25 protein-coding genes are annotated in these 24,171 nt (G+C 61.4%); 10 read left to right on the top strand and 15 right to left on the bottom strand.

Annotated elements, in window-relative coordinates; genetic code table 11:
* Positions 1-65: 65 nt before the first annotated feature.
* Entirely contained in the window at positions 66-434 is a 369-nt protein-coding gene (locus tag HALZIN_RS17970) for a hypothetical protein (protein WP_150113125.1), read from the top strand.
* Between the two features lie 85 nt (positions 435-519).
* On the opposite strand, the gene HALZIN_RS17650 is transcribed toward HALZIN_RS17970, so the two are convergent.
* The 6 genes from HALZIN_RS17650 to HALZIN_RS0114685 form a co-directional block, all read right to left on the bottom strand.
* A complete protein-coding gene (locus HALZIN_RS17650) occupies positions 520-1,191 on the bottom strand; it encodes a hypothetical protein (protein ID WP_084173616.1) in 672 nt (223 codons plus the stop codon).
* A 62-nt stretch (positions 1,192-1,253) separates the two neighbouring features.
* A complete protein-coding gene (locus HALZIN_RS17645) occupies positions 1,254-1,829 on the bottom strand; it encodes a hypothetical protein (RefSeq protein ID WP_160171099.1) in 576 nt (191 codons plus the stop codon).
* Between the two features lie 363 nt (positions 1,830-2,192).
* Positions 2,193-3,023, bottom strand: a complete 831-nt coding sequence (locus HALZIN_RS0114700; protein WP_031384949.1) for a CsgG/HfaB family protein — start codon at positions 3,021-3,023, stop codon at positions 2,193-2,195.
* Positions 3,024-3,062: 39 nt separating this feature from the next.
* Positions 3,063-3,467, bottom strand: coding sequence for a curli assembly protein CsgF (locus tag HALZIN_RS0114695; RefSeq protein WP_031384948.1), 405 nt, complete (start codon positions 3,465-3,467; stop codon positions 3,063-3,065).
* 19 nt (positions 3,468-3,486) lie between these two features.
* Positions 3,487-4,014: a CsgE family curli-type amyloid fiber assembly protein gene (locus tag HALZIN_RS0114690; protein WP_035575390.1), complete on the bottom strand. Its 528-nt coding sequence runs from the start codon at positions 4,012-4,014 to the stop codon at positions 3,487-3,489.
* A gap of 45 nt (positions 4,015-4,059) precedes the next feature.
* Positions 4,060-4,728: a LuxR C-terminal-related transcriptional regulator gene (locus tag HALZIN_RS0114685; RefSeq protein WP_031384946.1), complete on the bottom strand. Its 669-nt coding sequence runs from the start codon at positions 4,726-4,728 to the stop codon at positions 4,060-4,062.
* Between the two features lie 428 nt (positions 4,729-5,156).
* On the opposite strand from HALZIN_RS0114685, the gene rdgB reads away from it, so the two are divergent.
* The 5 genes from rdgB to HALZIN_RS0114660 all read left to right on the top strand — a co-directional run bounded on the left by rdgB (position 5,157) and on the right by HALZIN_RS0114660 (position 9,491).
* Entirely contained in the window at positions 5,157-5,747 is a 591-nt protein-coding gene (gene rdgB, locus HALZIN_RS0114680) for an RdgB/HAM1 family non-canonical purine NTP pyrophosphatase (protein WP_031384945.1), read from the top strand.
* A complete protein-coding gene (gene hemW, locus HALZIN_RS0114675) occupies positions 5,744-6,919 on the top strand; it encodes a radical SAM family heme chaperone HemW (protein ID WP_031384944.1) in 1,176 nt (391 codons plus the stop codon). The genes rdgB and hemW overlap by 4 nt, the downstream gene beginning before the upstream one ends.
* Positions 6,920-6,968: 49 nt before the next feature.
* The gene (locus HALZIN_RS18615) at positions 6,969-7,643 is read left to right on the top strand and encodes a YiaD family glycine zipper/OmpA-like lipoprotein (protein WP_031384943.1); all 675 of its coding nucleotides are present in this window, start codon (positions 6,969-6,971) and stop codon (positions 7,641-7,643) included.
* A 67-nt stretch (positions 7,644-7,710) separates the two neighbouring features.
* Positions 7,711-8,562, top strand: coding sequence for a 23S rRNA (adenine(2030)-N(6))-methyltransferase RlmJ (locus HALZIN_RS0114665; RefSeq protein WP_031384942.1), 852 nt, complete (start codon positions 7,711-7,713; stop codon positions 8,560-8,562).
* A 152-nt stretch (positions 8,563-8,714) separates the two neighbouring features.
* The gene (locus tag HALZIN_RS0114660) at positions 8,715-9,491 is read left to right on the top strand and encodes an HAD family hydrolase (protein WP_231662943.1); all 777 of its coding nucleotides are present in this window, start codon (positions 8,715-8,717) and stop codon (positions 9,489-9,491) included.
* A gap of 38 nt (positions 9,492-9,529) precedes the next feature.
* Here HALZIN_RS0114660 and yihA read toward each other — a convergent pair whose 3' ends face one another.
* Positions 9,530-10,117: a ribosome biogenesis GTP-binding protein YihA/YsxC gene (gene yihA / locus HALZIN_RS0114655; RefSeq protein ID WP_231663026.1), complete on the bottom strand. Its 588-nt coding sequence runs from the start codon at positions 10,115-10,117 to the stop codon at positions 9,530-9,532.
* A gap of 329 nt (positions 10,118-10,446) precedes the next feature.
* Between yihA and HALZIN_RS0114650 the strand changes: the two genes are divergently transcribed.
* The 4 genes from HALZIN_RS0114650 to HALZIN_RS0114635 all read left to right on the top strand — a co-directional run bounded on the left by HALZIN_RS0114650 (position 10,447) and on the right by HALZIN_RS0114635 (position 13,986).
* Positions 10,447-11,079: a thiol:disulfide interchange protein DsbA/DsbL gene (locus HALZIN_RS0114650; RefSeq protein ID WP_031384939.1), complete on the top strand. Its 633-nt coding sequence runs from the start codon at positions 10,447-10,449 to the stop codon at positions 11,077-11,079.
* Positions 11,080-11,083: 4 nt separating this feature from the next.
* A complete protein-coding gene (locus HALZIN_RS0114645; protein WP_051907541.1) occupies positions 11,084-11,896 on the top strand; it encodes an endonuclease/exonuclease/phosphatase family protein in 813 nt (270 codons plus the stop codon).
* A gap of 126 nt (positions 11,897-12,022) precedes the next feature.
* Positions 12,023-12,580 (top strand): TRAP transporter small permease subunit, encoded by a 558-nt coding sequence (locus tag HALZIN_RS0114640; protein WP_031384937.1) that lies wholly within the window; start codon positions 12,023-12,025, stop codon positions 12,578-12,580.
* Positions 12,580-13,986, top strand: coding sequence for a TRAP transporter large permease (locus HALZIN_RS0114635; protein ID WP_031384936.1), 1,407 nt, complete (start codon positions 12,580-12,582; stop codon positions 13,984-13,986). The genes HALZIN_RS0114640 and HALZIN_RS0114635 overlap by 1 nt, the downstream gene beginning before the upstream one ends.
* A 31-nt stretch (positions 13,987-14,017) precedes the next feature.
* Here the strand turns inward: HALZIN_RS0114635 and nuoN are convergent, their stop codons facing one another.
* The 8 genes from nuoN to nuoG form a co-directional block, all read right to left on the bottom strand.
* On the bottom strand, positions 14,018-15,472 hold the full coding sequence (gene nuoN, locus HALZIN_RS0114630) for an NADH-quinone oxidoreductase subunit NuoN (protein WP_031384935.1): 1,455 nt from the start codon (positions 15,470-15,472) through the stop codon (positions 14,018-14,020).
* The gene (gene nuoM / locus HALZIN_RS0114625) at positions 15,469-17,013 is read right to left on the bottom strand and encodes an NADH-quinone oxidoreductase subunit M (RefSeq protein ID WP_031384934.1); all 1,545 of its coding nucleotides are present in this window, start codon (positions 17,011-17,013) and stop codon (positions 15,469-15,471) included. The genes nuoN and nuoM overlap by 4 nt, the downstream gene beginning before the upstream one ends.
* 87 nt (positions 17,014-17,100) lie before the next feature.
* A complete protein-coding gene (gene nuoL / locus HALZIN_RS0114620) occupies positions 17,101-18,954 on the bottom strand; it encodes an NADH-quinone oxidoreductase subunit L (protein ID WP_031384933.1) in 1,854 nt (617 codons plus the stop codon).
* Positions 18,955-18,965: 11 nt separating this feature from the next.
* Positions 18,966-19,274: an NADH-quinone oxidoreductase subunit NuoK gene (gene nuoK, locus HALZIN_RS0114615; RefSeq protein WP_031384932.1), complete on the bottom strand. Its 309-nt coding sequence runs from the start codon at positions 19,272-19,274 to the stop codon at positions 18,966-18,968.
* On the bottom strand, positions 19,271-19,816 hold the full coding sequence (gene nuoJ, locus HALZIN_RS0114610; protein WP_031384931.1) for an NADH-quinone oxidoreductase subunit J: 546 nt from the start codon (positions 19,814-19,816) through the stop codon (positions 19,271-19,273). Before nuoJ ends, nuoK begins: the two co-directional genes overlap by 4 nt.
* A gap of 26 nt (positions 19,817-19,842) precedes the next feature.
* A complete protein-coding gene (gene nuoI, locus HALZIN_RS0114605; RefSeq protein ID WP_031384930.1) occupies positions 19,843-20,382 on the bottom strand; it encodes an NADH-quinone oxidoreductase subunit NuoI in 540 nt (179 codons plus the stop codon).
* Between the two features lie 30 nt (positions 20,383-20,412).
* The gene (nuoH, locus tag HALZIN_RS0114600) at positions 20,413-21,393 is read right to left on the bottom strand and encodes an NADH-quinone oxidoreductase subunit NuoH (protein ID WP_031384929.1); all 981 of its coding nucleotides are present in this window, start codon (positions 21,391-21,393) and stop codon (positions 20,413-20,415) included.
* A complete protein-coding gene (nuoG, locus tag HALZIN_RS0114595; RefSeq protein WP_084173612.1) occupies positions 21,390-24,170 on the bottom strand; it encodes an NADH-quinone oxidoreductase subunit NuoG in 2,781 nt (926 codons plus the stop codon). Before nuoG ends, nuoH begins: the two co-directional genes overlap by 4 nt.
* Position 24,171: the final 1 nt, after the last annotated feature.

Below are 24,171 nucleotides of genomic sequence, written 5' to 3'. Positions count from 1 at the left end.
TCTGTAGGCGGACAGGAAAAATTGCCTCTGGCTGTCTCGGATACGTCCTGTTAACAGGAGAGATCATGCCAAACGGGTTGCGACGCTTAATACTGCTGACGGCATGTCTTGGCGCCATCAGCACAGCATGGGGAGGCGATATGTCGTCAGCAGCATCGGATGCGGAGAACAACATTCAAATCAATATCACCGGAACCGACGAAACGCGCTATAGCGCAACCTGGACGGTAAACGGCAGTAATGGTAAGCAGCAGCAATTCGAGGAGTCAGGTAGTGTTCCGGCCAGTTATGCCTATAGCGGTGAAGCGATTGCCGGGACTGTAACGGTGCTGAATGACTCGGGACGGATTGAAATCGAGATTCGCAAGGATGGCAATCGCTCGCGTTCGTCGACTCAGGGCAAGGGGAGTGAGGTTAAAATTTCAGTTCGTTAGCAATTTTATGTGAACGTAATTCTTAAATTAGGATTGAAAATAAAAAATAATAGCCTCGCTTATCACGAGGCTATTAATGACTATTTTAGTGTTGGTAAACTACAGTTTCGTTACCTGTGCCGCGCTGAGCAACAGAAGAATAGTTATAGTTGCTGCTTTGTGTGACTTTAGTGTAGTTAGCATCACCGCCAGAAGTATATTGGGATACATAAGAGGTATTGTTGTCGTCATACTGCCCTATATAAGCTTCGTTTCCACCAGCTTGGAGAATATCAGATTCGTTATAGGCGCCATACTGTTTAACGTATGCTTCGTTATCGCTCCTGAGTTGTGTGATATTTGAATCATTCTCCCATGAGCGCTGATCAACCTCAGCGTAATTACCATGACCGTTTCTTCCTTCGGCTTGGTTGACGCGTGACCAAAGATTGTTGCCAGTTTGAGTAATATCGGCTGTGTTATTAACATCATACTGGTTTACTTGGGAGTATGAACTTTGGCCATTCTGATTCACATCAGCAGCATTGCCGCCGCCGACCTGATTGATTTCAGAATAACTTGTGCCAATCTGCTTTACTCGCGCATCATCCCCACCACCAGATTGATCGATTTTTGATTCTGATGCGCCCTGCTGATCAACATCTGAAAAATGACCTGCCCCTTCTTGATTAATATTAGAAGTACTGCCTGCCATAGCTAATGAGGCCATTGATAGCATAACAGCGGCGGCGGCGAGTGAAGTAAGCTGCATTTTCATGTGTGGTTCCCTTTCCTTCAGTTGACTTGGTATTGCTTAGGTTGCTGAACAAGTTGGCTTGTTCAGTTTGTACGGATAGTAACCGGCGCAGTAGCACCCGAATTGGCTCTTTGGCTCACGGATATGCTGCGCTGGGCACTTCCCGATTGTGAAATATTAATTTCGCTCTGATAGCCATATTGATTGACTTGGGCTTCGAAGCTGTTGCCGGATTGCTCGATTGTTGCTTGATGGCCATTACCTATCTGACCAATCAAGCCGATATTGTTGCCGCCCGACTGGATAATGTTGGCTTCGTTATAGTTACCATTTTGATAAATTTTTGCATTATTACCGTAATCAAAATTTGTCCTATCACGCCGCTGGTCTACACGAGCCTGGTTACCGTTACCCACCTGGGTAATAACGCTGCTATTGCTACGCCAAGAGTTTGGCCATGCAAAAGAAGATTGCAACCCTGGGGCAGCAATGAAAATCTGTATTTTTTCCCGTCCGGGGTTGCTATTATTTTCATTTTTCAGGTTTGGTTCCTGCGCATGAGTCACTTGGCTTAATGCCATCAGTAAAAGCACACATAGCGAGGGCGCAAACATCCTAGCGTAGTTATGTTTCCAGATTAATTTATGCGTCGCGCTCATGATATTCCGCGTTCCATCTGTTTTATTACAAGATGTAATTTTTCTTAACCCTATATGTACAGTTTGATACATTTGGAGGCTTTTTCCATAAGAAATATTAGCCAATTATAAGGATTGTTTTTCTAGTGCCAAATTTTAATATTTAATTAAAACTTCAATATTGTTGGTATTGAATTACTGGTACTAATGAGGTTTGAATAATTGATGCCGATTCAAGAGTGCTGTCAGAGTGGTTTGGGAGGCTTGGATTGTCTCACTTGAAAGCTTGATTACTTACGTTACTGGCTTCGATCGACAGGGTGGGAGAAACTGGCTCGAGCTAGAGGCGGCAGGCTGAGCCTGCCGCCTTCATCACAGGAGAGATCAAAGCATGGGGGTCGGGGCTTCCAGATATTCGCCGAGAATGGTGCCCTGGATATCCGTGCCTTCAGGTAGATTCCATAGGTTGGTAGTCACTCCACGGGCGATCAGATGGATGACCGATGATTCGATCGCTGACATGACGGCAAGTTGGACCGGTTCGTTATTGGTGATACCGGCTTCGGCTTCCAGCAGGCGACTGAAATCAATGAACCGGTAGACGCCGGCCCGTAGCTCCTTGGAATAGATGGTCTTGGTGGTAGTGACATTGGCCAGTACTTCACCCGAGGAAATTTCGATGGCGCGCAGGTTCACGGTTACCTGGTCGACTTGATATTGCCCCGAGGCGCCGATGCCGAAGTATTCGGCCCCCGCACCGCCGGTACGGATATTCGATTCGTAGGCGATGATGCCACCTTCTAACATGACTGATGCCGCGCGTAACGACGGCAATGTATCGGGCTGGCCGAAACGCTCGAACTCGGCGCGGATGATGCGTCGCTCGGTCAACAAATTCTGTAGCCCGACACGCTCCAACGGAATGAACCAGCCCGAATCGGCCAGCGCCCCGGTGAGCATGGCGGCGGCCCCTTGGGTTACCGCCGTGGAAAAAGTACTGGCAGGCGCGGGTTTATATTGACCGGTCATATCGCGAAAGTCATAGACTGACGCGTAAATCTTGCCGGCTGGCGGCGGCAGTGCGATCAGGTCCTGATAGGTTCCGCTGCGGGGGGTGAGTGTTGCGGGCTCGCCCTGCAGCCCTTCCGAGTTGGCTACCATGCTGGCACAGCCGCTGAGGCTTATAAGTGCCAAGCACAAAAATATTAACTTCATGTCTCGTTCCCTGGTTATAAATTATTGGTTACTGGATTTTTAAAAGTCCGCCAGGCCACCGACATTGATGGTAGTCACATCACCCGTGATCTTGTCGGTGACATCAATGCTCAATTGACCGCCATCGTCGTTGATCACCACACCGAACTCGCTGGTGTCAAAGACGCCCTGTTCGACTTCTCCACTATTGACATCACGTATCAGTTGATTAACCAGGCTGCTTTGCAAACTCTGGACCAGACGTTCAGTCGTTGTCATTGGCTCGTAACGGGAGGCACTGGGATCCTTATTGGTATCCTGTGCTTGTGCCTTTCCCAGTAGATAGCTGCCATTGAAAGGGTCGCCACCAAAGGAGGGGTTGATGGGTTGATAGATCAGCTCGCCGGCGCTCGCCAGGGGCGAAGCGCATAGCAGGCTAAAGGCAGCGGCTTTCAGAGTTTTCATGTTCATTCTCCATTCAGAATCAGAATTCTTCTTTTCCAAGATCGATACTTGGATTCAAGGCCGCCGAAAGCCGTCGTTTCAGAATGGCCTTCTCAACAATATCGATTGCTTGCCGTGCTATATCATTGGCGTCGCTGAGCCGTGGTGACAGTTGCGTACGGAAATACATACGCGAGCCTTCGGTAATCCAGAGCTGGATGCCCCAGCGAGCATCCGGTCTTTCATGGATCGTTAATGTTGCCCCGCGAATGATCGGACGTGCCATGCCGATTTGGCTGAATGCCCGATAGAAATTCTGACCCATCACAGTGAGCGTGCGATCGACCAGCACGCCGGTCAATTCACTGCTGCCGTTGTAGCTGGACTCGATCTTCGGGCCATCGGGGCTTTCGAGTCGATTGATTCCCGATGGATCCTTAATCGCTTCTTTGCTCTGGTCGGGTGCTGTAATCGCATCCTGCGCATTAGCTACCATGCTGAACAGCGTCAACAGGATTGTCAGAAAAATATCTCTGAAGGCAATCCAGCGTTTGGTTTTATTGGTCATGTGCAGCTACCGTTTTATGCGTTCGGCTCATTCCATGAGAATTGGCTAGCGTTTTCTGGTGGCTTGTGCCGGTGGCGGTGCGCCCAGATTCTGTCGTGCCCAGTTCATGGCCTGGATGCGGTTATGCACCTTGATCTTTCGGAAGATGTTGTACAGATGAGACTTGACGGTGTGCTCGCTGACGAACAGCTTATCGGCAATTTCGGTATTGGATGCGCCCGAACCCAGCAGGCCGATGATCTCGAGTTCACGGTGGGTCAGGCCGCAGACGGGCCGATAGGCATTGAGCTGCTGACGACGGTAGAACTCGATCAATCGCGTCATCAGCGAACGAGACATCCACAGATCATCATCCAGAAGGGCACCGATGCCCTTGCAGATGAGTGCCATGCTGTCACGACGATAGAAGACGCCCTTCAAGTGCAGTGAAGAGAGCACATCGGCGGCATGGTCCTCGTCGCGCAGGTTGATAGCCGCCAGGGTCATGGATTCGCTCTCGGCAGCCTTGGTGTGCCATTGCTGCATGCTGCTCTCATCGACATGATCGGCATCCAGGAGGATCAGGGTCTTGCCGCTTTCGAGGGTTTCCTGCGTATCGTGCGGGGCCACCGCCGAAATCGGGCAATCCAGTCGTTCGGCGATGTACTCCATGAATAGCTGCGTTTGTGGGTTGCAGTCAGTGACCAGAATGATTGTTGCGTTCCCTTGGCTCATTTTTATTGCTCCCGAAGTATGGGCCGATCTTTGAGTTTTATTGCTGTCCCTGCGCACTCATGCTTAGGCTTGACTGAGCGTTGTACTATTTTCATTTTTTGTAAAGTTAAGTTACAAACTATTGCTTATGCATTTTTGATATATGATAATTAATAATTATGATTTTTTTATAAAATCTATTTCCTAATAAGCTTTTAAAGGTCAACTTTGTTGTCGCTTTCGACGGATACAAGACCTGGGTAGGCAAAAAATCAGCTCAGTAATCCTTTTTAAGCAATAATTTTTAGCTAGATAAGGATTATTTTTCTAATTCAGTAAGTATTATGTTTGCCACACTTTTGGATAGCCTTCTTGCTGACTGAAAGCTGTTCGCGGTCAAGCTCCTCGGCCTTTAGAATGGGTATAGACCCATTCAAGAGCACAAGCACATGGAAAAATCCCTGGTACTGGCCAGCGGCAACCCCGGCAAGCTGAATGAGTTCAGGCACCTGCTGGAGCCGCTGGGCTACCACATAGAGCCACAAGGTGAGTATGACGTCAGTGAGGCCGATGAGACAGGACTGACATTTCTGGAAAATGCGCTGATCAAGGCCCGACATGCCTGCCGCATCAGTGGCCGTCCCGCGCTGGCCGACGATTCCGGACTGGCGGTGGATGCGCTGGACGGTGTGCCGGGCATCCACTCGGCCCGTTATGCCGGTGAACCCAAGAGTGACGCTGCCAATAACCGCAAGCTGCTTGAAGCACTGGCGGATGTTCCCGAAGGCCAGCGCACAGCCAGTTACTGGTGCGTACTGGTGTGGCTGCGCCACGCCGAGGACCCTGTCCCGCGCATCGTCCAGACACGCTGGGCCGGCGAGATACTGGCGTATCCGCGGGGCGAGGGCGGTTTCGGCTACGATTCGCTGTTCTGGGTTCCGGAGCGCGGGATGAGCGCCGCTGAACTGAGCGCTGGCGAAAAGAATCAACTCAGCCATCGCGGTCGCGCACTTCGTGCGCTCCTGGAGCAGGTGTCTTGACGCTACCGCTACCCGCTTTATCGCTGTACGTCCATGTGCCGTGGTGCGTGCGCAAGTGTCCTTACTGCGATTTCAACTCCCATGGGGTCGGCCGTAATGCCGCGCTCCCCGAACAGGACTATCTTGCGGCACTGTTCGCCGATCTGGACGGCGATCTGGCGCTGGTGGGCGAGCGTGCAGTGCAGAGTGTCTTTATCGGCGGCGGTACGCCGAGCTTGATGTCGCCTGATTTCTTTCACCAGTTGCTCGAGGGATTACACCAGCGCCTGGCCTTTCACGAGGATTGCGAGATCACTCTGGAAGCCAACCCCGGCACCGTGGAGCAGTCGCGTTTCGAGGGTTTTCGCGCGGCCGGTATCAATCGTCTGTCGCTGGGCATTCAAAGCTTTCAGCCGGAACAGTTGGCGGAACTGGGGCGAATTCATAGCGGTGACGAGGCTTACCGAGCCGTGGGTAGCGCGCGGCGGGCGGGTTTCGACAACATCAATCTGGACCTGATGCACGGCCTGCCGGGGCAGGATATCGAGCGGGCCCTGGCCGACATCGACCAGGCCCTGTCGCTGTCGCCCGAGCACCTCTCCTGGTATCAGCTGACCCTCGAACCCAACACGGAATTCTACGTTAAGCCGCCGGTGTTGCCCCACGACGAGACGCTCTGGGCAATCCAGGATGCCGGTCATCAGCGCCTCGAGTCGGCAGGCCTGGTTCGTTACGAGATATCCGCCTATGCCCGGCCGGGTAGGGTGTCCAGGCATAATCTCAATTACTGGCAGTTCGGCGACTATCTGGGCATCGGCGCGGGCGCCCATGGCAAGCTGAGTGCCTGGAACGAACATGCCGAGCTGATCGTGGAACGGCGCTGGAAGAGCCGTCAGCCCGATGCCTACTTGCGTCGCCATGACGACCCGCGCGGTTTCATTGCCGACCGCCGGCGCGTTGAAGCCGACGAGCTACCGCTCGAGTTCGCCATGAACGCCCTGCGCCTGATGGAGGGTGTACCGCTGACGTTGTGGTCGGCCCACACCGGACGTTCACCCGCCGTACTCGAGCGACACTTGCAGCAGGCACGCAAGAAGGGACTGCTGATGGATTCCGACGAGCGGCTGCAGGCGACCCCGACGGGTCTGTTATTCTTGAACGACTTGCTGGGCATGCTCGATGAAGCCGAGTGATCCTTTGCAAGCGATAAAGCAAACCAGGAAAATAGGAGTTTTGTTCAGGATGATCGATAAACGACTCTGGATGGCCATACCGTTGGCGAGCGTGCTGGCGCTTGGCGGTTGCAGCACGACCAACCCTCAGGCCGGTGACACCCAGCGCAACAATACCGCCACCGGCGCGGGCATCGGCGCGGCCGTAGGCGCCGTGGCGGGCTTGCTGAGTGGCGATAGCACCGCGAGCCGGCGCGATCGTGCGGCCATCGGCGCGGCGGTGGGTGCCGCTGCCGGTGGTGGCATCGGTTATTACATGGATCGTCAGGAACAGCAGCTGCGCGAGCGCCTCCAGGGCACCGGCATCGGTGTTGACCGTCAGGGCAACGACATCGTCCTCAACATGCCCAATCAGGTGACGTTCGGTGTCGATTCCAGTGAGTTGTCCGGCGAGGCTCGTCAGGCGCTCAATGACGTGACCGCCGTGCTTCGCCAGTATCCCGAAACGCGTATCACCGTCGCGGGCTATACCGACAGTACCGGCGCCGAGGCCTATAACCAGCAGCTCTCCGAGCGGCGTGCCGCGGCGGTCGGCGACTACCTGGTTCAGGGCGGGGTGGAAAGCCAACGTCTCAGCCGGGTCGGCTATGGCGAAAGCCGTCCGGTCGCCAGCAACGATACCGAACAGGGTCGTGCCCGGAACCGTCGTGTCGAGGTTATCGTAACGCCGATCCAGCAGCAGTAAACGTCGGCAGCGATTGTCAACGAGCCCATCGTCTCGCCGACGGTGGGCTCTTTACGCAGGACGACACATGCTCGCTTACCAACATGCCTATCATGCCGGCAACTTTGCCGACATTCACAAGCATCTGGCGCTGCTCTCCCTGGTGCGTCATATGTTACGTAAAAAATCACCTGTTACGTATATTGATGCGCATGCCGGCCGTGGCCTGTATCGCCTTGCCGAACCCGAGACGCAGAAGCTCAAGGAGTATGAAACGGGTGTGGGGACGCTATGGTCGGCGCGTCAGGCGCTCTCGGGCTGCCATGAACTGCTCGATGACTGGTTGGCGGCCTTGCAGCGCCTGCAGCCTGGCGCAAAGGCGCTCAGCCATTACCCCGGCTCGCCATGGTGGCTGGCTCAGGGCCTGAGAAGCCACGATCGACTATCGCTGTTCGAGCTGCATCCCGGTGAGCATGATCACCTCGAGGGCCAGCCGCTCTTGCAGGCGGCCAGGCGGATCCATGGCGATGGTCTGGCCGGGCTGCAGCGTGTGCTACCGGTCGCGACGCCCCGCTTGTGCGTGCTGATCGATCCGAGCTACGAACGCAAGGCTGAATACGCCGAAGTGGCCGAGTCGCTACGCTTCGTTGCCCGCAAGGCGCGCCACGCGGTAGTCATGCTCTGGTACCCGTTGCTGCCGGCGGGGCGTCACACGACGCTGCTCGAGGCGGTCCGCAAGGCCGAACTACGCAAGGTCTGGCGCAGCGAGTTCGAGGTGCATTCACTGGATAGCGCGACGCACGGCATGTACGGCAGCGGCCTGCTGGTGCTCAATCCGCCCTGGGGGCTGGGCGACGAGCTCGAGGAGGCGCTGGCCTGCCTGCTGCCGCTATTCGGGCCGCCGGCTCGCCAGCGAGCCGGTTGGTGGGTGGCGGAATAACGGTTACTGCCGATGAAGAAACTCCTAGGGTCTTGGGCGTGCATTTTCGCAAGCCGTTACCCCCGCTACGACGTCGGACCCGCAAGTGCCCGAGGCCGATCTATGGCAGATTCGTACATGACGGCAAATGACGATGGATTCCCGGAGCGCCCATGAACGCGATGACAGATCATGCCCGCATCGAGGCGTTGACCTTCGATCTTGACGACACGCTGTGGGACAACCGGCCGGTGATGGAGCATGCCGAGTCGACGCACTATGCCTGGCTCGACGCGGCGCTGGCCGATTGGCTGGGCGCCTCGCCGCTCGGCGAGCTGTTCGCCGAGCACGACCGCTATACGCAGCGTTTTCCGCTGGCCGCCTACATCGAGCGCCGCCTGGCGCTGGCGCGGCGCCATCCGTTGCGCCGCGGCGACTTCACCTGGTTGCGCGAACGCGCACTGATCGAGCTGCTCGAGGAGTATGGCCTGCCACGCAGCGCCGCCCATCTGTGGGCCGCGGCGGCCATCGGCCACTTCCTGACGCTGCGCCATACGCTTACGCCCTACCCCGAGGCGATCGCGCTGCTCGATGCGCTGCGGCCACGCTACGCGCTGGCCGCGATCACCAACGGCAATGCCGACCTCAAGCGCCTGGAGCTGGCGCAGCATTTCCCGGTGGTGATCGCCGCCGGCGAGCTGCTCGCGCCCAAGCCCGACGCCCGGCCCTTCCTCGCCGCCCTGGCACGTCTTCGCAGCACGCCCGCGCGTGCCATGCATGTCGGCGACTCCTGGCAGGAGGATGTGCTGCCGGCATGGCGGCTGGGCATGCAGATAGCCTGGATCGACAAGCACGACGAGTGCCGTGCGGAGCTGCCGCCCGGGGTGCACCGCCTGGGTCATATCCGCGAGCTGGCGGCACTGCTCGAGCGCCTGAATGACGAATGCTGAAGTCCCGTCATCGGTCGATGAAGCTGTTCGGTGCGGTCTCAGCCGCCATCGATCTCGTCGAGCAGCCACGTATCGAGGCGTGCCGCGAGTTCGTCGACGCCCTGGCGCTTGAGCGCCGAGAACAGCTGAATGCTGACCAGATCCTCCCAGTCGGCGAGTTGCCGGCGCACCTTGAGCAGCGTGTTCTTGGCGGCGCCGGGCTTGAGCTTGTCGGCCTTGGTCAGCAGGATGTGCACGGGCATGTCCTGATCGTCGGCCCAGCCCAGCAGCATCTCGTCGAAGTCGGTCAGCGGGTGGCGCACGTCCATCATCAGCACCAGGCCTTGCAATGAGCGACGCTTTTGCAGGTACTCGGAAAGATGCCGCTGCCATTCGCGCTTGACCGATTCGGGGACCTTGGCGAAACCGTAGCCGGGCAGGTCGACCAGCCGCTCACGGGTGTCGTTGGCGAGGCCGAAGAAGTTGATCAGTTGGGTGCGCCCCGGGGTCTTCGAGGTCCGCGCCAGCGCTTTCTGCTGGACCAGGGCGTTGATGGCGCTCGACTTGCCGGCATTGGAGCGGCCGGCGAACGCGACCTCGCGGCCGTCATCCGGCGGACAGGCTGCCAGTGTCGGGGCGCTGGTCATGAACTGGGCGGTATGGAAATTGAGGCGGCTCACGACGGCGGGTTTCCTGGGGTTACGGTACTGACGAAGGACATGGCGGGACGCGACCCGGCACATTCGCCAGGCCTCGGTTGATGGCCCCGGGCAGCGCCGGGGCGGGAAGTGTACCATTACCTTCTCGGGGGCGGCGAATGCACAGAAAGGCATCGAACCGGCGCTAGCGTGGCGCGGCGGCGTAACCGGGAGCCCCTCGCCGCTTGAGGCTCCAAGTTGGGCCGGTCGCCGTCTCAAATGGCCGAATATCTGTTACCTTTGCCACATACTTGGCATTTCTGAGGAGTAAAGGGCGCATGTTGAAACCGTGGATCGCTGCGGTCGCCGGCCTGGGTCTGTCTTCGCTGGTCATGGCCGCCTCGCCGGTCGCCGGCAAGGAGTACAAGGTTCTCGACACCTCGGTCGAAACCAGCGTGGACGAGGGCCAGATCGAGGTCATCGAAGTGTTCTGGTACGGTTGCCCGTACTGTTACAAGCTGGAAGAGCCGCTCAATGCCTGGGTCGACGAACTACCCGATGACGTCACCTTCCAGCGCCTCCCCGCAACCATGAGCGACACCTGGACGGCCCACGCGCGCGCCTTTTATGCCGCCCAGCAGTTGGGCATCCTCGACCAGGTCCACAGCGACTTCTTCGACGCGATCCAGCAACAGGGCCAGCGGCTGACCGACACCGACGATATCGCCGCCTTCTTCAGCGACTACGCTGTCAGCGAGGCGGATGCCAAGGAGGCGTTGAGCTCGTTCGGCGTCAAGAGCCAGATCAACCAGGCGTACGCCAAGATGCGCGCCTATGAGCTGATGGGCGTGCCGGCACTGGTGGTCGATGGCCAATATGTAGTGACCCCGCGTACTGCCGGCAGCCTGGAGGAGATGCCCCAGATCGCCGGTGCGCTGATCGACAAGGTACGTCAAGAACGCAGCGAGTGACGCCATGAGCAGCATACGCGCCACGCCGGCCGCGGCCCTCGCCACCCTGCGACTGATGACCTTCAATCTGCAGGTCGGCATCCAGACCTCGGCCTACCATCATTACCTGACGCGCAGTTGGCAGCACCTGCTGCCCCATCCAACGCGCCAGCGCCGCCTGGACGCCATGGGCGATGTGCTCAGGTCGTTCGACATCATCGGCCTGCAGGAGGTTGATGGCGGAAGCTTCCGTTCGGGTAACGTCAATCAGGTGGAATACCTGGCGCACCGGGCCGGGTTTCCGCATCACTACAAGCAGCTCAACCGCAACCTGGGCCGGCTCGCCCAGCACAGCAATGGTCTGTTGTCGCGGCTAATACCCGAGCGCATCGAGGAGCACCGGTTGCCCGGCACCCTGCCTGGCCGCGGCGCCATCCATGCCCGCTTCGGCTCGGGTCCCGACGCACTGCACGTGTTTGTCGTTCATCTGGCCCTGAGCCACCGTTCGCGGGCTCGCCAGTTCGACTATCTCGGCGAGATCATCACACCGCTCAGCCATGTGGTGGTGATGGGCGATCTCAACTGCACCCCGGATCAACTCCACAGCCGTCATTCGAGCTTCTGCACCGCGCTACCGTTAAAGCCAGCGCGCCCTCTGTTGAGTTATCCTTCCTGGCAGCCAAGCCGGGCGCTGGACCACATCCTGCTGTCTTCGTCGCTGGAAGCGGACAACCTGCAAGTGCTCGATCAGCTTTACTCGGATCACCTGCCGATCGCCGTGGATATCCATCTTCCCGCTGCCTGCCGGCGCGCTCTGGCCAGACCGTCAGACCAATGACCGGTTGCCGGACTTTCCGGTACACGGGCACTGTGACGCTGATTTCAGGCGTGGCTTGGCGGTTGCCCGCACAGGGCCCGATAACACCAGAAAAAACGCAACCGCTGCCATGATAGCGAGGGATTCATGAACCGAGCTGCATCCGAACCGGCGCTCCTGGCCTGGATCGACACCCTTACCGAGCGGCTGGGCAAGGCACTCGCCTGGCTGGTCCTGATAATGATGCTGGTCCAGTTCCTGATCGTAGTGCTGCGCTATCTCTTCAACTTCAACAGCATCCCCATGCAGGAATCGGTGATGTACATGCACGCCGCGCTGTTCCTGCTGGCGGCCGCCTATACCCTCAAGCACGATGGCCACGTGCGCGTGGACATCTTCTATCGAGGCTTCTCGCCACGCGCCCAGGCCTGGGTCGACCTGCTGGGCACGCTGTTCCTGCTGCTGCCGTTCATGGGCTTCGTGATCGTCTCCAGCCTGGGCTATGTCGGCGCTTCATGGGCGATTCTCGAGGGCTCGCCGGACAACGGCGGCATCCCCGCCGTATTCCTGCTCAAGACCTTGATGCCGGCCTTTGCGGTATTGATGATCCTCCAGGGCAGCGCCGAGATCGTTCGCAAGTCGCTGATCATTTCCGGTCGCTTGCCGCCACAGCACAAGCATGATCACAGCGAGGAGCCGATCTGATGCTGGAATTCATGCCGCTGGTGCTGTTCGCTCTGATCTGTGCCGTACTGATGCTCGGTTTCCCGGTAGCGCTGACGCTGGCGGGCACTTCGCTGGCTTTCGCCGGGCTGGGCATGGGACTCGAGTCGCTGGGCATCGCTGCCAATTTCGATGCCAGCTTCCTGTCCGCGCTGCCCAACCGCCTCTACGGCATCATGACCAACCAGACGCTGCTCGCCGTGCCATTGTTCGTGCTGATGGGCGTGTTGCTGGAGAAGTCCAAGGTCGCCGAGACCCTGCTCGACGCCATGGCGCTGCTGTTCGGCTCGCTGCGCGGTGGGTTGGGAATCTCGGTGACGCTGGTCGGCATGCTGCTGGCCGCCTCCACCGGGATCGTCGGCGCCACCGTGGTGACCATGGGCCTGCTGTCGCTGCCGACCATGCTCAAGCGCGGCTACAGCCCGTCGCTGGCAACCGGCACGATCTGCGCCACCGGCACGCTGGGCCAGATCATTCCGCCGTCGATCGCCCTGGTACTGCTTGGCGACGTGCTCTCGTCGGCCTATCAGCAGGCGCAGTTGACGATGGGCATCTGGAGCCCCAAGACCGTATCGGTGGGCGATCTGTTCATCGGCGCACTGGTTCCCGGGCTGATCCTGGTGGTGTTGTACATTGCCTATGTGGCGTTCATCGCCTGGCTCAAGCCGGAATCGGCACCGCCCGCCGATCGCCAGGAACTGATGGCCGAGCTCAATCATCAGGGCAGCCTGTTCAGCTTGCTGCTCAAGGGCCTGGTGCCGCCGCTGGTCTTGATCGTCACCGTGCTGGGCTCGATTCTCGGCGGCTTCGCCACGCCTACCGAGGCCTCGGCGGTGGGGGCCTTCGGCGCGCTGGTGCTGGCACTCGCCTATCGCAAGCTGGACTTCGCCACCCTGCGCGACGTGGTGCGCTCGACGACCCACGTCACCACCATGGTGTTTCTGATCCTGATCGGCGCCGCGCTGTTCTCGCTGGTGTTCCGTGCCTACGGTGGCGAGCAGCTGGTCAAGGAGCTGTTCGTGAACATGCCCGGCGGCGTGGTCGGCGCGACGATCATCGTCATGCTGGTGATCTTCCTGCTCGGTTTCATCCTCGACTTCATCGAGATTACCTTCGTGGTGGTGCCGATTGTCGGCCCGGTGCTGCTGGCCATGGGCCTCGACCCGATCTGGCTGGGGATCATGATCGCCATCAACCTGCAGACCTCGTTTCTCACTCCGCCGTTCGGCTTCGCGCTGTTCTATCTGCGTGGCGTGGCCCCCGAATCGGTGCCCACCACGGCGATCTACCGCGGGGTGATCCCGTTCATCGTGCTGCAGCTTTGCATGCTGATGGCGCTGGCCTTCGTGCCCGAACTGGCGACCTGGCTGCCGGCCCAGTTCAAGTGACGCGACCAGCGCGGGCTGATGCCTGGCGCCGCTAGCCCGTATTCAGCATGACGCCGCCCATGAGCCGCACCCATTCGATCATCGGTGTCGGGTAGATGCCCAGCAGGATAATCAGCAAGGCCACCCCCAGCACGACCACACCGCCAGCGCGCACGCCCCAGTTCTCCGGCGCGTCACGCTTTTGCATGCCCGCCTCGGCCAGATACAGCGTGACCATCACCCGCAGGTAATAATAGAGCCCGATGGCGCTGCCCACGATCACGGCCCCCACCAGCCACCAGTGCTCGGCCTCGACACCCAGCGCGATGATGTAGAACTTGCCGATAAAGCCTGCGGTGAAGGGGATGCCGGCCATCGAGAGCATGGCCACGGTGAGCACCGCGGTCAGGTAGGGACGCCGCCAGAACAGTCCGCGATAATGGTGCAGCGCCGCCGCATCCTCGCCCCGATAGGGCGACGAAATCAGCGTCACCACGCCGAATGCGCCCAGCGTGGTCAGCATGTAGACCACCAGATAGACCCCGGTCGCTTCGACCGCAAGCCCCTCGCCGATGACCACTGCCGTGAGCAGGTAGCCGAAGTGAGCGATCGACGAGTAACCCAGCAGGCGCTTGAGATTGGACTGGGTCAGCGCCAGCAGGTTGCCGACCAGCATGGTGAGGATCGCCAGTACCGCCAGCACGCCGTGCAGCCAGGCCCCCTGAAAGGCCGGCGCCGCCATGACCAGACGCAGCAGCACCACGAACACCGCGACCTTGCTGGCCGAGGCGAGAAAAGTCGCTGCCGGCCCCGGACCGCCTTCGTAAACATCCGGCGTCCATAGGTGAAACGGTACGATCGACAGCTTGAAGCCCAGCCCCACGAGCACCAACGCGGCCCCGGCAAGCCCCCAGGCACCGGGACTTTCCGCCAGACCGACCGTCAGGCCGACAAAATCGAGCTGCCCGGTCTCGGCGTAGAGCAGCGCCATGCCGAACAGCAGGATGGCGCTCGCCGCCCCGGACAGCACCAGATACTTGACGCCGGCCTCGAGCGAGCGCCGCTCATGATAGGTATAGGCGAGCATGCCGTACAGCGGCATCGACAACAGTTCGAGGCCGAAGAGCAGCGTTGCCAGGTGGGTGCTGGCGGCCAGCACCAGACCCCCCGCCGTGGCACACAGCAGCAGCAGGTAGAACTCTTCGCGCGGTCCCCGATAGTGCTCGAGATAGGCATGACCCAGCGTGACACAGGCCAGCGCGGCGACCAGGATCAATACCGCGGCGAAGATCGCCAGGCCATCGACGGCCAGCATCGGCGTGGCCAGCGGTGCCATGAACCAGACGCCGATCAGCGAGACCAGCGCCAGGTTGAGTCCTGCGGCCGTGGTCATGGCGATGACGGTATGCTGGCGGCGCCAGGCGATTGTCAGCATCACCACGATGGCCGTGGCACCGACCAGGATCAGCGGCGTCAACGCCAGCAGGTGCGTCGCGGTCAAGGTCATGGAGCCCCCGTCGGCAGAGTGGACGACTGTGCAGCGGCACCGAACAGCTGCTGCACCTCGAGCATCGCCGCGCCGGTGGTATCCAGCAGGGGCTGTGGGTAGAGGCCGAACAGCAGCACCAGGCCGAGGAGCGAGAGCATCATCAGATATTCACGACCATCGAGGTCGGTGAAGCGCCCCTCGCCCTGTGCCGGTCCGAAGTGAACTCGCTGCATCAGCAGTAGTGAATAGACCGCCGCCAGCACCAGCCCGCCACTGGCGATGACCACCGTCCAGGGGGCGACCGGGAAGCTACCGAACAGGATCATGAACTCGCCGAGAAAATTGGCGGTGCCGGGCATGCCCAGCGAGGCGACGACGAAGAACAGCGAGAATCCCGGCAGGCTCCCCATGCGCCCCCATAGACCGCCCATTTCGCGCATGTCGCGGGTATGCAGCCGTTCGTAGAGCTGGCCGCTCAAGATGAACAGCCCGGCCGCCGAGAAGGCATGCGCGACCATCAACATCACCACCCCCTGCAGGGCGAGCTCGGTGCCGACATAGATGCCGATCAGCACGAAGCCCATGTGCGAGATACTGGTATAGGCGATCAGCCGCTTGACGTCCTGCTGGCCGCAGGCCAGCAGCGCCCCGTAGAAGATGCCCACCAGGCCCAGCGCCATGGCTACCGGAGCGAAGGTCTGCGACGCCTCGGGAAACAGCGGCAGGGCGAAGCGCAGCATGCCGTAGGCGGCGGTCTTGAGCAGAATGCCGGCGAGATCGACGCTACCCGCGGTGGGTGCCTGGGCATGGGCGTCGGGCAGCCAGCCATGCAGCGGCACCACCGGCAGCTTGACCGCGAAAGCGATGAAGAAGCCGAGCATCAGCAGCATTGCCGTGCCTTCGGAAAGCTGGGTTTCCATCAGCGTCGCGTAACTGAACGAGTACTCGCCGGTATTGGCGTAGTTCACGAATACCAGACCGAGGATCGACACCAGCATCAACAGGCCGCTGGCCTGGGTATAGATGAAGAACTTGGTCGCTGCGCGGATGCGGGTCCGCCCTTCCGAGCCACTGTGCCCCCACAGCGCGATCAGGAAGTACATCGGCACCAGCATCAGTTCCCAGAAGAAGAAGAACAGGAACAGGTCGATCGCCAGGAAGACGCCGACCACGCCGCCGAGTATCCACAGCAGGTTGAGGTGAAAGAAGCCGACCCGGCGCACGATCTCGTTCCAGGAACAGAGTACCGCCAGTATGCCCAGAAAGCTGGTCAACGCGATCAGCACCAGCGACAGGCCATCAAGCGCCAGGTGCACGCTGATGCCAAAGCGTGGAATCCATGCCACCTGCCACTCCATGGACCAGCGAACGCCCTCGCTGGCGGTGCCCATCTGCGGCAGATAGTAGTCACCCTGGAACCACAGCCCCAGCGTGATCAACAGTTCGATCAACATCGTCGCCAACGCAATCCAGCGCGGCGCCTGATCGCCGAAGCGCTCGCCCTGCCAGCACAGCAGGCCGCCGACGAAGGGAATCAGGATCAGCCAGAACAGCGTCATAAGCGGTGCATTCCCCATGTTTGTCGATACATTGGTGGCCTCCCCCTGCCCCTCGTTATGTAAACCATGAGCCGTGAATCAAGCCGTTCAGCCGCCCAGTACCAGCACGATCAAGATCACCGTGATCCCCATCGCCATGCTGACGGCATACAGCCGCAGCTTGCCGGACTGGGTGTGGCTCAGCCCGCGGTGCGACAACCAGGCCGTCCAGCCTGCCACCAGCATCAGGCGATCGATGATGTCGTTGCGCAGCACATGGACCAGGCCGAGATAGGGGCGAACCAGCAACCGGTCGTAGACGATATCGAAGCCCCAGGCGTGATACCAGAATCGCCATAGCCGGGCCTCCCAGCCGCCAGCGACGCGCTCGGCGAGCCAGCGCCGGCGGCTGAGAAACAGCCAGGCGGCCAGTCCCAGGCCGCCCAGCGAGGCGGTCGCGGCGAGTATCTCCACCACGCTACGCACGATCCCCTCGGCCTCGGCACCCGGGCTCGCTGGCAACACGCCCGCCAGCGGCGGTTGGATCCAGGCGCCGAGAAAGGTCGACAGGATCGCTAGCACGAGCAATGGCAGGCCGTGGGCCAGCCCGCGACCGGCCTTGGCATGGCGCGCGTTGTCACTTTTCATTTCGCCGTGGAAGGTGCCGATGATCAGCCGCAGGGTGTACAGCGAGGTCAGGACGGCGCCGACCAGGCCCGCCAGCATCAGACCGCCATTGCCGGCCGCCCAGGTCTCCCAGAGAATCTCGTCCTTGCTGTAGAAGCCGGCGGTGATCAGCGGCAGCGCCGACAATGCGGCACCGCCGATCACGAAACCGGCATAGGCCAGCGGCAGCCGGCGCCACAAGCCGCCCAGGCGGCGCATGTCCTGCTCGTGATGGCAGCTGATGATCACCGAGCCGGCGGAGAGAAACAGCAGCGCCTTGAAGAAGGCGTGGGTCATCAGATGGAAGATTGCCGCATCATAGGCCCCCACCCCCAGCGCCAGGAACATATAACCGATCTGGCTCATCGTCGAGTAGGCCAGGATTCGCTTGATGTCGGTCTGGGCGAGTGCCGCAAAGCCGGCCATCAGCAGCGTCAGCGCGCCGATCACGCCGATCAGATAGAGTACCACCGGGGCCAGCTCGAAGATCCCGTACAGCCGGGCGACCAGGTAGACGCCGGCGGTAACCATGGTCGCCGCGTGAATCAGTGCCGACACCGGCGTGGGGCCGGCCATGGCGTCGGCCAGCCAGGTGTGCAGCGGCAACTGGGCCGACTTGCCCAGCGCGCCACCGAGCAGCAGCAGGGCCGCCAGCTGAACCTCGAGGCCGCCCTCACTCCATACCTCGGGGGCGCGGGTGAGGATCTCGGCGATGTTCAGCGTGCCCAGCGCGTTGAACAGCAGGAACAGTCCGATGGCCAGGAACACATCGCCCAACCGAGTGACGATGAATGCCTTGAAGGCCGCCCAGCCATTGGCCGAGGTCTGGTAGTAGTAGCCGATCAGCAGGTAGCTGCACAGGCCGACGCCTTCCCAGCCCAGGAACAGCAGCAGTACGTTGTCGCCAAGTACCAGCAGGGTCATGCTGAACACGAACAGGTTCATGTAGGCATAGAAGCGCCGCAATCCATGCTCGCCGCGCATGTACCAGGCGGCGAACAGATGGATCAGAAAGCCGATGCCGGTGATGATCGACAGCATGGTCAGCGACAGGCCGTCGAGACGCAGGCCGATGGTCGGCTGGAAATCGCCCACCGACAGCCAGGTCCAGAGCGTCATGTCGAACACCTCGCCGACCTGGAAATTCCAGGCCAGCCAGGCGGTGACCAAGGCCGCCAGCCCGACGCTGGCCACGCCGACCACGGCGCTGGCGCGTGCATTGAGCGTGCCTCGCGACAGGGCCAGGATCAGGGTGCCGACCAGCGGCAGTAAAAACGTCAGTGGCAACAACGACATCGACAGCTCCCTTAGCCGCGCATTCGGTTGGCGGCGTCCACGTCAAGCGACTTGAAGCGATGGTGAAGCTGGATCAGCAGCGCCAGGCCCACGCTCGCCTCGGCCGCCGCCAGGGTGATCACCAGCAGGTACATCGTCTGGCCTTCCGGCTGGCCCCAGGCCGCACCGCCGACGATGAACGCCAACGCCGCGGCGTTGAGCATGACTTCCAGGCTCATCAGCACGAACACCATGTTGCGCCGGGTAATCAACCCGGCGAAGCCCAGCGCGAAGAGGATCGCCGCCAGCACCAGGCCGTGTTCCATGGGTATTCCGTTCATGGCGCCTCCTTGCGGGCAGCGGATTCGGCCTGGCTCTCGGGCTTGTCGGGGGACGCCGCGCGACCGACGTGCGATGCCGTGACCAGCGCCGCCAGCAGCAGCATGGCGCCCAGCTCGACGACCATCAGCCAGGGCCCGAACAGCAGCGAGCCCACCGCCTTGGCGGTGACGACCTCACCGCTGATCATGCGTCCGGTATTGCCCGACCATAGCGTGGCCACCAAGGTCACCAGCAGCACCGCGGCCAGCAGCGCCGGACCCAGCCAGATGCGCGGCTTGAGCCAGGCCTTCTCCTGGGCAGTGGTCTGCTCACCCAGGTTGAGCATCATCACCACGAACACGAACAGCACCATGATCGCCCCGGCGTAGAGGATTACCTCCAGCGCTGCGGCGAACGGCGCGCCCAGCGCTAAGAACACCAGCGCCACCGAGATCAACGAAACGATCAGGTAGAGCAGTGCGTGCACCGGGTTGGTATTGGTGATGACCCCCAGTGTCGCCAGTACGGCGACCAGACCACTCAGATAGAAGGCAATTTCCATGGTTGCGTCCCGCTAGTGAATGCTGACTACGGCAACAGCGACTTGATGTCGATCGGCTGTTCCTCGTTCTGCGCCTGGCCCTTGTCCTTGCCGGCAATCGAGAGTCCCGCCACCTTGTAGAAGTGATAGTCATGATCCTTGCCGGGCCCATTGATCAGCAGGTCCTGCTTCTCGTAGACCAGTTCCTGGCGCTTGAACTCGCTCATCTCGAAGTCCGGGGTGAGCTGGATCGCCGAGGTCGGGCAGGCCTCTTCGCACATGCCGCAGAAGATGCAGCGCGAGAAGTTGATGCGAAAGAACTCGGGATACCAGCGCCCATCCTCCTGCTCGCCCTTCTGCAGCGAGATACAGGCCACCGGACAGGCGACCGCACACAGGTTGCAGGCCACGCAACGCTCCTCGCCGTCGGGATCGCGGGTCAGCACGATGCGTCCCCGGTAGCGCGGCGGCAGATAGACCGACTCCTCCGGGTAGTTGAGCGTCTCGCGCTTGCGGAAGCTGTGCATGAAGACCATGCCCAGCGTGCGCAGCTGGGAGACGGTGCCCTTGATCACGTTCATGAACATGGCCATATCTCCTCGATTACAGTGGCGTGATCACAGCGGGTCGGCGATCAGTACCACCGCCCCGGTCACCAGCAGATTGATCAGAGTCAGCGGCAGGCAGAACTTCCAGCCGAAACTCATCACCCGGTCGTAGCGCGGGCGCGGCAGCGAAGCGCGCAGCAGCACGAAGAACACCAGAAAGGCGCCGGTCTTGAGCGCGAACCAGACGATCGGCGGCAGCAGTGGGCCGTGCCAGCCGCCGAAGAACAGCGTCGCGATCAGCGCCGAGACCAGCACCATGCCGACGTATTCGCCGATGAAGAACATCCCGAACTTCATGCTCGAATACTCGACGTGATAGCCATCGGCCAGCTCCTGCTCGGCCTCGGGCTGATCGAAGGGGGCACGGTGGGTCACTGCGATCCCGGCGATCAGGAAGGTGACAAAGCCGAAGAACTGCGGGATCACGAACCACAGACCCTCCTGGGCGTTGACGATCTCGCGCATGTTGAACGAGCCGGTCATCGCCACCACCCCCATCAGCGCCAGGCCCATGAACACTTCGTAGGACAGCGTCTGCGCCGAGGCGCGCATGGCGCCGATCAGGGCGTACTTGTTGCCGCTCGACCAGCCGCCGAACAGCACCGCGTAGACGTTGATGCCGGCCATGGCTAAGAAGAACAGCAAGCCGATGTTCCAGTCCAGCACGCCCCAGCCCGGGGTTATGGGAATGATCAGGAACGACAGCAGTAGCGAGGCCATGGCGATCGCCGGGGCCAGCACGAACAGTGTGCGATCGGCGAACGGCGGGATCCAGTCCTCCTTGAAGAAGATCTTGATCATGTCGGCCATGAGCTGCATCGAGCCGAACGGCCCGACCCGGTTGGGCCCGTAACGATCCTGCCACAGTCCCAGCAGGCGCCGTTCGACCACCGTCATCATCGCCCCCAACAACACTGCGCCGAGCAGAATCACCACGGCCTGAAGCATGGCGATCAGACTGGCGATGACCGTCGGCGACAACCAGTTCATGGACGATCTCCTGTCTCATCGCCGCGCCGTGTCGCGGCGCCGACGTCGTGATAGTTCGTTGCCCGCGTGCTCAACCCGGCCAAGTCGCCGTTGGCCAGCCCCGGCTCGACGCCCGCCGGCACGCCGATCAGCCCGGCGGGTAGCGCGGCATCGAGCTGCACCGGCAGGCTGCACCGGCCGCCCTCGGTGGCCACGTCGAGCAGCTCGCCGTCGTTACAGCCCAGCCGCTGGGCATCGTCGGCCGACAGCCTCAGCGTCGCCGGGGCGCTACGCTCGACGATCGGCGCGGCGCGCGCCGAGGTCTCCTCGCCGCCGAACAGCCGTGGCAGCACTACCACCTGCCAGGCTGAGTCGCGCGGGGTGAAATTCGCCGGTAGCGAGGTGTGGTATGCATAATCGCCCGGCTGCGGGTGCAGCAGGCGCACCCCGGGATCGCCGGCGCTCAGATGGCCGCCGATCTCGTCGGTGAACTTGTTCCAGGCCTGCGGCGAGTTCCAGCCCGGCGCCCAGGCGAAGGCGACCTCTTCGCGCGGCCGATCGAAGCCGTTGTAGCCTTCCATCGAGAAGGTGAACGGCGAATCGGCATCCTGGGGGGCGCGCGGCTCGTTGACGTCGAGATGCGCGCGCATCGCGGTGCGTCCGCTGTAGCGGTGCGGCTCGCGGGCCAGCTTGAGACCGCGCACCCGGTAATCGGCGCCCGGCGCGGCGCCGAGGATACCGTGCAACTCGGGATGGCGCTCGGCGCAGGCTCGGGTCACTGCATCGAGGGTGATCTCGCCGACATCGTGGCGCAGCATGTCGGCGCGCAGCGCATGCAGCCAGCGCCAGCTCTCGTGAATACGCGTCTCGGGACGGATATAGCGCGGATCGAAGACCTGAAAGAAGCGCTGGGCGCGCCCCTCCAGGCTGACCAGGGTGCCATCGGCCTCGCTAAAGGCCGCCGCCGGCAGGCCCAGGTGGGCATGCTGCCAGGTGGCGGTACGCTGATGGTCGAGGGCGATCACCGTCTCGGCGCGCTCCAGCGCGGCATCGATCCGGGTGCGCGGCGCGCGCTGGTAGAGATCATTCTCGAGGATTACCAGCGCGTCGGCCCGCGCGCTGTCGAGTTCGTCGAGCGCCCATTCGAGCGGCTCGCCACCGAGCATCGCCAGGCCGGTGCTGTTGGCTTCGCGGCGCACCAGCAGCAGGCTGCCTTCGCGGGCCGAGCGCGACAACGCCCGGGCCACGCTGCCGGCCGCTTCGATTACCGCCAGCGAGCCCAGCGAACCGCCGCTGACGATTAGTGGACGGCGTGCCGCGAGCAACCGCTCGGCGATGGTTTCGGCCTCGCGCCGGGTGGCTTCGTCGAGACCTTCGACGGCCGGGGCCGCCGAGTCGATGGCGTGCGCCACGGCGAAACCGAGCCGCGCGATATCGTCCGGCGCCAGCGCCCAACTCGCGGCGCTGACCTCGTCGAGCCCGGTGGCGGTGGGGTAGGCGATATACAGCGGGTGATAGCTGTCCTGGCCGAGCGTCCTGACCGCATCGTCGTTCCAGGCCGGGATGCCGCGTTCGGCGGCCAGTTCGTTACGTCGCGCGGTGGCCGCCTGGCGCACCGCCAGGCCGACCCGCGCGGCGCTGGCGATCAGGTCCTCGCCGAGCACCAGTACGGCGTCATGATCCTCGACGTCGCGCAGCGTCGGGGTGGGCAGTCCGCAATTCTGATTGAGCGCGTGCATCGCCGTCAGGCAGGCCAGCTCCTGCGCGGCGATGCCGGTCGAGAAGTTGCCTTCGCCGACCAGCTCGCGCAGCTGATGATTGCTTTCGAGACTCGCCCGCGGCGAGCCGATGCCGATCACCCGGCGCGCGGTGCGCAGCAAATCGGCGCCGCGGTCCAGCGCCGCATCGACCTCTAGGGTCACCGAGACGTCGCTGCGATCGCTGCGCCACTCGGGCCGTAGCGGGCGATCGCTGCGATTGACGTAGCCATAACCGAAGCGGCCCCGATCGCACAGGAAGTAGCGATTGACTTCGCCGTTGTAGCGATTCTCGATGCGTCGGATGTCGCCGTAGCGTTCGCCGGGGCTGATGTTGCAACCCGCCGCGCACTGATGGCAGATGCTCGGCGCGAACTGCAGATCCCACTTGCGGGTGTAGCGCTCGGAGTGGGTCTGGTCGGTGAACACCCCGGTGGGGCAGACTTCGGTCAGGTTGCCGGAGAAGGGACTCTCGAGCACACCGTCCTGGTGACGGCCGAAATAGAGATTACTGTTGGCGCCGAAGGCGCCCAGGTCGGTGCCGCCGGCATAGTCGCTGTAGAAACGCACGCAGCGATAGCAGTTGATGCAGCGGTTCATCTCGTGGGCGATGAACGGCCCCAGGTACTGGTTGCGGTGGGTGCGCTTGCGAAAGCGATAGCGCCGACGGTCGTGACCGGTCATCACCGTCATGTCCTGGAGGTGGCAATGACCGCCCTCCTCGCACACCGGACAGTCGTGAGGATGGTAGGTCATCAGCCACTCGATCACGTGGGCACGAAACGCCTTGGCCTCGTCGTCGTCGATGGAGATCCAGCTGTCATCGGTCGCCGGGGTCATGCACGCCATCACCAGTTTGCCCTGGGTGTCGTCGGCGTCCTTGTACTGCTTGACCGCGCACTGGCGACAGGCGCCGACGCTGCCCATCGCCGGGTGCCAGCAGAAATAGGGCACGTCCAGGCCCAGCGACAGGCAGGCACCGAGGAGGTTATCCGCCCCGTCGACGTCGTAGCTCTGCCCGTCCACGTGAATCGTCGCCATG

The sequence above is a fragment of the Halomonas zincidurans B6 genome, from assembly GCF_000731955.1.
In the GTDB taxonomy this organism is placed as follows: domain Bacteria; phylum Pseudomonadota; class Gammaproteobacteria; order Pseudomonadales; family Halomonadaceae; genus Modicisalibacter; species Modicisalibacter zincidurans.
This window is presented reverse-complemented; position numbering and strand designations above follow the sequence as displayed.

What these genes read in the sequence shown, in the direction of transcription:
- HALZIN_RS17970 (WP_150113125.1), top strand. Translation starts at nt 66, where the DNA reads ATGCCAAACGGGTTGCGACGCTTAATACTGCTGACGGCATGTCTTGGC.
- HALZIN_RS17650 (WP_084173616.1), bottom strand. Translation starts at nt 1,191, where the DNA reads ATGAAAATGCAGCTTACTTCACTCGCCGCCGCCGCTGTTATGCTATCA.
- HALZIN_RS17645 (WP_160171099.1), bottom strand. Translation starts at nt 1,829, where the DNA reads ATGAGCGCGACGCATAAATTAATCTGGAAACATAACTACGCTAGGATG.
- HALZIN_RS0114700 (WP_031384949.1), bottom strand. Translation starts at nt 3,023, where the DNA reads ATGAAGTTAATATTTTTGTGCTTGGCACTTATAAGCCTCAGCGGCTGT.
- HALZIN_RS0114695 (WP_031384948.1), bottom strand. Translation starts at nt 3,467, where the DNA reads ATGAAAACTCTGAAAGCCGCTGCCTTTAGCCTGCTATGCGCTTCGCCC.
- HALZIN_RS0114690 (WP_035575390.1), bottom strand. Translation starts at nt 4,014, where the DNA reads ATGACCAATAAAACCAAACGCTGGATTGCCTTCAGAGATATTTTTCTG.
- HALZIN_RS0114685 (WP_031384946.1), bottom strand. Translation starts at nt 4,728, where the DNA reads ATGAGCCAAGGGAACGCAACAATCATTCTGGTCACTGACTGCAACCCA.
- rdgB (WP_031384945.1), top strand. Translation starts at nt 5,157, where the DNA reads ATGGAAAAATCCCTGGTACTGGCCAGCGGCAACCCCGGCAAGCTGAAT.
- HALZIN_RS18615 (WP_031384943.1), top strand. Translation starts at nt 6,969, where the DNA reads ATGATCGATAAACGACTCTGGATGGCCATACCGTTGGCGAGCGTGCTG.
- HALZIN_RS0114665 (WP_031384942.1), top strand. Translation starts at nt 7,711, where the DNA reads ATGCTCGCTTACCAACATGCCTATCATGCCGGCAACTTTGCCGACATT.
- HALZIN_RS0114660 (WP_231662943.1), top strand. Translation starts at nt 8,715, where the DNA reads ATGAACGCGATGACAGATCATGCCCGCATCGAGGCGTTGACCTTCGAT.
- yihA (WP_231663026.1), bottom strand. Translation starts at nt 10,117, where the DNA reads ATGACCAGCGCCCCGACACTGGCAGCCTGTCCGCCGGATGACGGCCGC.
- HALZIN_RS0114650 (WP_031384939.1), top strand. Translation starts at nt 10,447, where the DNA reads ATGTTGAAACCGTGGATCGCTGCGGTCGCCGGCCTGGGTCTGTCTTCG.
- HALZIN_RS0114645 (WP_051907541.1), top strand. Translation starts at nt 11,084, where the DNA reads ATGAGCAGCATACGCGCCACGCCGGCCGCGGCCCTCGCCACCCTGCGA.
- HALZIN_RS0114640 (WP_031384937.1), top strand. Translation starts at nt 12,023, where the DNA reads ATGAACCGAGCTGCATCCGAACCGGCGCTCCTGGCCTGGATCGACACC.
- HALZIN_RS0114635 (WP_031384936.1), top strand. Translation starts at nt 12,580, where the DNA reads ATGCTGGAATTCATGCCGCTGGTGCTGTTCGCTCTGATCTGTGCCGTA.
- nuoN (WP_031384935.1), bottom strand. Translation starts at nt 15,472, where the DNA reads ATGACCTTGACCGCGACGCACCTGCTGGCGTTGACGCCGCTGATCCTG.
- nuoM (WP_031384934.1), bottom strand. Translation starts at nt 17,013, where the DNA reads ATGACGCTGTTCTGGCTGATCCTGATTCCCTTCGTCGGCGGCCTGCTG.
- nuoL (WP_031384933.1), bottom strand. Translation starts at nt 18,954, where the DNA reads ATGTCGTTGTTGCCACTGACGTTTTTACTGCCGCTGGTCGGCACCCTG.
- nuoK (WP_031384932.1), bottom strand. Translation starts at nt 19,274, where the DNA reads ATGAACGGAATACCCATGGAACACGGCCTGGTGCTGGCGGCGATCCTC.
- nuoJ (WP_031384931.1), bottom strand. Translation starts at nt 19,816, where the DNA reads ATGGAAATTGCCTTCTATCTGAGTGGTCTGGTCGCCGTACTGGCGACA.
- nuoI (WP_031384930.1), bottom strand. Translation starts at nt 20,382, where the DNA reads ATGTTCATGAACGTGATCAAGGGCACCGTCTCCCAGCTGCGCACGCTG.
- nuoH (WP_031384929.1), bottom strand. Translation starts at nt 21,393, where the DNA reads ATGAACTGGTTGTCGCCGACGGTCATCGCCAGTCTGATCGCCATGCTT.
- nuoG (WP_084173612.1), bottom strand. Translation starts at nt 24,170, where the DNA reads ATGGCGACGATTCACGTGGACGGGCAGAGCTACGACGTCGACGGGGCG.